Origin of the sequence: Streptomyces sp. SID12501 (genome assembly GCF_010550245.1) — a bacterium.
Taxonomy (GTDB): Bacteria; Actinomycetota; Actinomycetes; order Streptomycetales; family Streptomycetaceae; genus Streptomyces.
Genome location: NZ_JAAGLU010001059.1, coordinates 1 through 386 on the forward strand (window position 1 = coordinate 1; position 386 = coordinate 386).

The window sequence follows — 386 nt, forward strand, 5'->3', positions numbered from 1 at the left end:
CGAACCCCCAGCCCAGCCTCCCGGACACCGCCCCGGATGCGTCCTCGTACGTGCCCCCCAAGTGGCGCACCGAGCCCCGCTTCCCCGACGGCCGGGCCCCCGATCCGGCCGGCTCGCACCACGAGCGCCGCATCCGCAGCTTCCAGCCCCGTCGCAGCCGGGTCACCACCGGCCAGGGCGAAGCCCTGAAGCGGCTCTGGGGCACCTGGGGCCTCGACATCGACGGCCACGAGGTCATCGACCTCAAGCGGCTCTTCGACGGACTCCCCGTGGTCCTGGAGATCGGCTTCGGCATGGGCGAGGCCACCGCCCAGATGGCCGCCGCCGACCCCGACACCGGCATCCTCGCCGCCGACGTGCACACCCCGGGCCAGGGCAACCTGCTC

The 386-nt window shown here is 74.4% G+C and carries 1 pseudogene; it reads left to right on the forward strand.

Going from position 1 to position 386, the window contains the following annotated elements:
- Positions 1-50: 50 nt before the first annotated feature.
- Positions 51-386 (forward strand): annotated as a pseudogene (locus G3I71_RS49810) (tRNA (guanosine(46)-N7)-methyltransferase TrmB); the annotation flags it as partial.